This window comes from Pseudonocardia sp. KRD291, assembly GCF_019263595.1.
Lineage (GTDB): Bacteria > Actinomycetota > Actinomycetes > Mycobacteriales > Pseudonocardiaceae > Pseudonocardia.
On the sequence record NZ_JADQDD010000361.1, the window covers coordinates 1 to 5445 of the forward strand.

A 5445-nucleotide genomic window follows, 5' to 3' on the forward strand; every position below is an offset into this window, starting at 1 on the left:
GCGGACGCGTCCGGACGGGCGGCGCGCGCCAGGAGCGCCCGGGCGGCGGTGTAGCGGCTCAGCACGACGTCGACCACGGCGGGTTCGGCGCCCAGCGGCTCGGCCAGTACGACGTCCGGGTCCGCGGCACGGGCACCGTCGCGCACCCGGTCCAGCAGCCGGCCCGGGGCCAGGAACCAGGGGACGACGGCGGTCCGGTGCGCGCCGCGCCGGCGCAGGTCCGCGATCGCGGCCGTGACGTCGGGCTCGGCCGCCGTGGCGAACGCGGCCCCGGCCAGCGGCCAGCCGGCGGCGATCCGGCGCACGACGTCGTTCGCGCCGGCGCGGGCGGAGCCGGCGGCGGCCACCACGACGCCCAGCCCGTGATCGTCGGGGGTGCAGCCCTGCTCGGCCAACCGGCGCCGGGCCGCGCCGATCAGCAGCGGGTCGGGCCCGAGGACGTCGGCCACCTGCACCTGCAGGTGCGGGAACCGGCCCACGGCGGCGTCCACGGCGGCCGGGACGTCGACCCGCGCGTGGAAGGCCGACCCGAGCAACAGCGGGACGACCACCGCCGGCCCGGACCCGACGGCGGCGAGCACGTCGGGCAGCCGGGGCAGGTTGAGGTCGAGGAACGCCGGGCGCACGTCCAGCTCGGGCGCCGTGGCGCGCGTGCGGTCCACCAGGGCGCTGATCGTCGCCGCGGATCGGGGGTCCCGGCTGCCGTGCGCGACGACGACCAGGACCGGCGTGTCGTCCCCGTGTGCCATCGGTCTCAGCCCGTGGCGGGTGCGAGCGCGAGCGGGTCCCCGACCAGCCCGGCGGCGAGCGTGTTGCCGGTCGGCGGGTCGATCAGCAGGAACCCTCCGGTGGTCCGGACGCGGGCGTAGGCGTCGACCGGGAGCGGGTCGGCGGTGCGCAGCGAGACGCGGGCGATGTCGTTGATCGCCAGCTGCTCCGGGGTGTCGACGAAGCGGACGGTCTCCGGGTCCAGCAGCGACCCGAGCGCGCCGACGATCACCTGGGTGGTGCGGGTGCCGTGCTTGAGCAGCAGCCGGGCCCCGGGGACCAGCGGCTTCTCGGCGAGCCAGCACAGCGTCGCGTCGATCTCGTCGGAGACCGGCGGCGGGTCGCCCGCGGCGGCGATCATGGCGCCGCGGGAGACGTCGATGTCGTCGGTGAGCAGCACGGTGACCGACAGCCCGGCGCCCGCGGAGGCCAGCGGACCGTCCGCGGTGCGCACCTCGGCGACGGTGGTGCGGATGCCGTCGGGCAGCACCACGACCTCGTCGCCGGCGCGCACGGTGCCCGAGGCGACCTGGCCGGCGTAGCCGCGGTAGTCGTGCAGTTGTTCGGTGCGGGGCCGGATCACGTACTGGACGGGGAGCCGGAACGGGGCACCGGCGTCCGGTCCCTCGACCGGGACCGACTCCAGGTGCTCGAGCAGCGTCGGACCCTCGTACCAGGGCGTGTGCGCGCCGCGCTGTGCCACGTTGTCGCCCACGAGCGCGGAGACCGGGATGGTCTGCACGTCGGAGTCGGCGAACCCGAGCGAGCGGGCCAGCTCGCCGAAGTCCTTGGCGATCGCGGTGATCGCGCCCTCGTCGTAGTCCACGAGGTCGATCTTGTTGATGGCCAGCACCAGGCGCGGGACGCGCAGCAGCGCCAGCACCGCGGCGTGCCGCCGGGTCTGGGAGACCACGCCGTGCCGGGCGTCGACGAGCAGCACGGCCAGCTCGGCGGTGGACGCCCCGGTCACCGTGTTGCGGGTGTACTGCACGTGGCCCGGGGTGTCGGCGAGCACGAACTCGCGGGTCGGCGTGCCGAAGTAGCGGTAGGCCACGTCGATCGTGATGCCCTGCTCGCGCTCCGCGCGCAGGCCGTCGACGAGCAGCGACAGGTCCGGGGTGCTCAGGCCCTTGTCCACCGAGGCGCGCTGCACGGCCTCGATCTGGTCGGCGAGCACCGACTTGGTGTCGTAGAGCAGCCGCCCGACCAGGGTGGACTTGCCGTCGTCGACCGAGCCCGCCGTGGCGAAGCGCAGCAGGTCGCGCGGGCGACCGGTGTCGCGGGGACGATGCGGGTCCACCATCAGAAGTAGCCTTCCTTCTTGCGGTCCTCCATGGCGGCCTCGGACATCCGGTCGTCGGCCCGGGTGGCGCCGCGCTCGGTGAGCCGGGACGCGGTCACCTCGGCGATCACCTCGTCCAGCGTCGTCGCGCTCGACTCGACGGCGCCGGTGCACGACCCGTCGCCGACGGTCCGGTACCGCACGGTCCTCGACTCCAGCGTCTCGCTGCCACGGGGCCCGCCCCACGGCCCCTCGGCCAGCCACATGCCGTCGCGGGCGAACACCTGGCGCTGGTGGGCGAAGTAGATGTCGGGCAGCTCGATCCGTTCGCGCTGGATGTAGCGCCAGACGTCGAGCTCGGTCCAGTTCGAGATCGGGAACACGCGGACGTGCTCGCCGGGGGCGTGCCGGCCGTTGTAGAGGTTCCACAGCTCGGGACGCTGCTTGCGCGGGTCCCAGCGGCCGAACGCGTCCCGCAGCGACATGATCCGCTCCTTGGCCCGGGCGCGTTCCTCGTCGCGGCGCCCGCCGCCGAACACCGCGTCGAACCGGTTGTCGGTGATCGCGTCGAGCAGCGGCTGGGTCTGCAGCGGGTTGCGGATGCCGTCCGCGCGCTCGACCAGACGGCCGTCGGCGAGGTAGTCCTCGACCTTCGCGACCTCGAGCCGCAGCCCCAGGCGCTCGACCAGGGCGTCGCGGAACGCGATGACCTCCGGGTAGTTGTGCCCGGTGTCGACGTGCAGCAGCGGGAACGGCACCGGCGCCGGCGCGAACGCCTTGACCGCCAGGTGCACCAGCAGCGTCGAGTCCTTGCCGCCGGAGAACAGGATGACCGGGCGGTCGAACTCGCCGGCGACCTCGCGGAAGACGTGGATCGCCTCCGACTCCAGCGCGTCGAGCGCGTCGAGTGTCACGCCCGGTGTCATGCGTGCAGCCCGCACTCGGTCTTGGCGCGCCCGGACCAGCGACCGGAGCGCGGGTCCTCGCCCGGCGCCGGCTTCGCGGTGCAGGGGGCGCAGCCGATGCTCGGGTAGCCGGCCTCGACGAGCGGGTTCACCAGGATCCCGTGGTCGTGGATGTAGGTGTCCATCTCCTCGTCGCTCCACGCGGCGATCGGGTTGATCTTCACCAGGCCGAACTTCTCGTCGTAGGTGACCAGCGGGGTGTTCGCCCGGGTCGGCGCCTCGACGCGGCGGACGCCGGTGACCCAGGCGTCGTAGCCGGCCAGCGTGCGCTGCAGCGGGACGACCTTACGCAGCGCGCAGCAGCGGTCCGGCTCGCGGGCGAACAGGTCCTTGCCCTCGCTCGCGTCCTGCTCGGCGACGCTCTGGTCGGCACGGGCGTTGACGATCCGGACCTCGTCGTAGACGGCGTCCACGGCGTCGCGGGTGCCGATCGTCTCGGCGAAGTGGTAGCCGGTCTCGAGGAACAGCACGTCCACGTCCGGTCTGGCCTTCGCGGCCAGGTCGACCAGCACGGCGTCCTGCATGTTCGACGCGACGATCAGCCGGTCGCCGAACGTCTCGGCGGCCCAGGTCAGCAGCTGCTGGGCCGTGGCCTCCGGGCCGAGCTGTTCCGCGCCGCGCTCGGCGACGGCCTTCAGGTCCTCGGTGACACTCACACTCACGGCTCAAGCTCCTGTTCTGTCCGGGGTCCCCGTCGTGTCGGGAACCCCGAGTCCCACGAACGTCACGACGAACGTGCGCACGCACCCCGCGCACCACCACGCCGCCCCGGGCACCTTCTCGGTGCGCTCGGCCGGCCGGAGGTCCTCCTCGCCGCAGTACGGGCAGTAGAAGGGGACCGCGCGCTCGCTCATCGCCGGCTCACTTCAGATCGCTCTCGTCGGCGCGCGCGACCCACTGCGGGAAGCGCTCGTCGGGGGTGCGCTGCTCGGCGAACCGGCGCACGACGCGCTCGACGAACTCGCCCAGCTCGGCGCTGGTGACCTTGAGGCCGCGGACCTTGCGGCCGAACCCGGCGTCGAGCCCGAGCCCGCCACCCAGGTGCACCTGGAAGCCCTCGACCTGGTTGCCGTCGGAGTCGGTGACGATCTGGCCCTTGAGCCCGATGTCCGCGGTCTGGGTGCGGGCGCAGGCGTTCGGGCAGCCGTTGAGGTGCAGCGAGATCGGCGCGTCCGGCACGACGTCGGCCAGGCGCTTCTCCAGCTCCTCGACGAGGCGGATCGCCCGTTCCTTGGTCTCGACGATCGCCAGCTTGCAGAACTCGATGCCGGTGCAGGCCATCGTGTTGCGACGCCAGGTGGACGGCTCGGCCTGCAGGCCCAGCTTGTTCAGGTCGGCGACCAGGGTGTCCAGGCGCGCGTCCGCGACGTCCATCACGACGATCTTCTGCTGGCTGGTGAAGGCGACCCGGGCGGACCCGGCGCGCTCCGCGGCGTCGGCCACCGCGACCAGCGTGGTGCCCGAGACCCGGCCGGACGCCGGCGCGACGCCGACGTAGTTGCGCCCGTCCTTCTGCCTGTGCACGCCGACGTGGTCGATCGCGCGCTCCGCGAGGACCGGCGCCGGGCCGTCGACCATCTTCCGGCCGAGGTACTCGTCCTCCATCACCTGGCGGAACTTCTCCGGGCCCCAGTCGGCGATCAGGAACTTGATCCGCGCGCGGTGACGCAGCCGCCGGTAGCCGTAGTCGCGGAACACCGACACCACGGCGGCCCACACGTCGGGGACCTCGTCGAGCGGGACCCACGCGCCGAGCCGCTCCGCGATCCGCGGGTTGGTCGACAACCCGCCGCCGACCCACAGGTCGAAGCCGGGCCCGTGCTCGGGGTGGTTCACCCCGACGAACGAGATGTCGTTGATCTCGTGACCGATGTCCTGCTGCCAGGAGATCGCCGACTTGAACTTGCGCGGGAGGTTGGAGAACTCGGTGCTGCCGATGTAGCGCTCGACGATCGCGTCGATCGCCGGGGTCGGGTCGATCTCCTCGTCGGCGGACACGCCGGCCACCGGCGAGCCCAGGATCACCCGGGGGCAGTCGCCGCACGCCTCGGTGGTGAGCATGCCGAGGCCTTCGAGCCGCTTCCAGATCGCCGGCATCGACTCGATCTCGATCCAGTGGTACTGGATGTTCTGCCGGTCGGTGATGTCGGCGGTGTCGCGGGCGTGGGTCTGCGAGACCTCGCCGATCGCGCGCAGCTGCTCGGTGGTGACGGCGCCGCCGTCGAGCCGCACCCGCAGCATGAAGTAGCGGTCCTCGAGCTCCTCGGGCTCCAGCGCGCCGGTGCGGCCGCCGTCGACGCCCGGACGGCGCTGCGTGTAGAGCCCCCACCAGCGCATCCGGCCGCGCAGGTCGCTCGGGTCGATCGAGTCGAAGCCGCGCTTGGCGTAGATGTTCTCGATCCGTGCGCGGACGTTGAGCGCGTCGTCGTC

The 5445-nt window shown here is 73.2% G+C and carries 6 protein-coding genes; all 6 read right to left on the reverse strand.

The window, feature by feature from the left end; translation table 11 throughout:
* On the reverse strand, positions 1–749 hold a 749-nt coding region (locus I4I78_RS29610), incomplete at its 3' end, for a sirohydrochlorin chelatase (protein WP_218614803.1).
* A gap of 5 nt (positions 750–754) precedes the next feature.
* Positions 755–2071 carry a sulfate adenylyltransferase subunit 1 gene (locus I4I78_RS29615; protein WP_218614804.1) on the reverse strand — a complete coding sequence of 439 codons (1317 nt, stop codon included), beginning with the start codon at positions 2069–2071 and terminating at the stop codon, positions 755–757.
* Positions 2071–2964, reverse strand: coding sequence for a sulfate adenylyltransferase subunit CysD (gene cysD / locus I4I78_RS29620; protein ID WP_374225941.1), 894 nt, complete (start codon positions 2962–2964; stop codon positions 2071–2073). The genes I4I78_RS29615 and cysD overlap by 1 nt, the downstream gene beginning before the upstream one ends.
* 8 nt (positions 2965–2972) lie before the next feature.
* A complete protein-coding gene (locus I4I78_RS29625) occupies positions 2973–3671 on the reverse strand; it encodes a phosphoadenylyl-sulfate reductase (protein WP_218614808.1) in 699 nt (232 codons plus the stop codon).
* A gap of 9 nt (positions 3672–3680) precedes the next feature.
* Positions 3681–3869 (reverse strand): Insertion element protein, encoded by a 189-nt coding sequence (locus I4I78_RS29630; RefSeq protein WP_218614806.1) that lies wholly within the window; start codon positions 3867–3869, stop codon positions 3681–3683.
* A gap of 7 nt (positions 3870–3876) precedes the next feature.
* Positions 3877–5445: nitrite/sulfite reductase (locus I4I78_RS29635; RefSeq protein WP_218614807.1), on the reverse strand; the 1569-nt coding region annotated here is incomplete at its 5' end.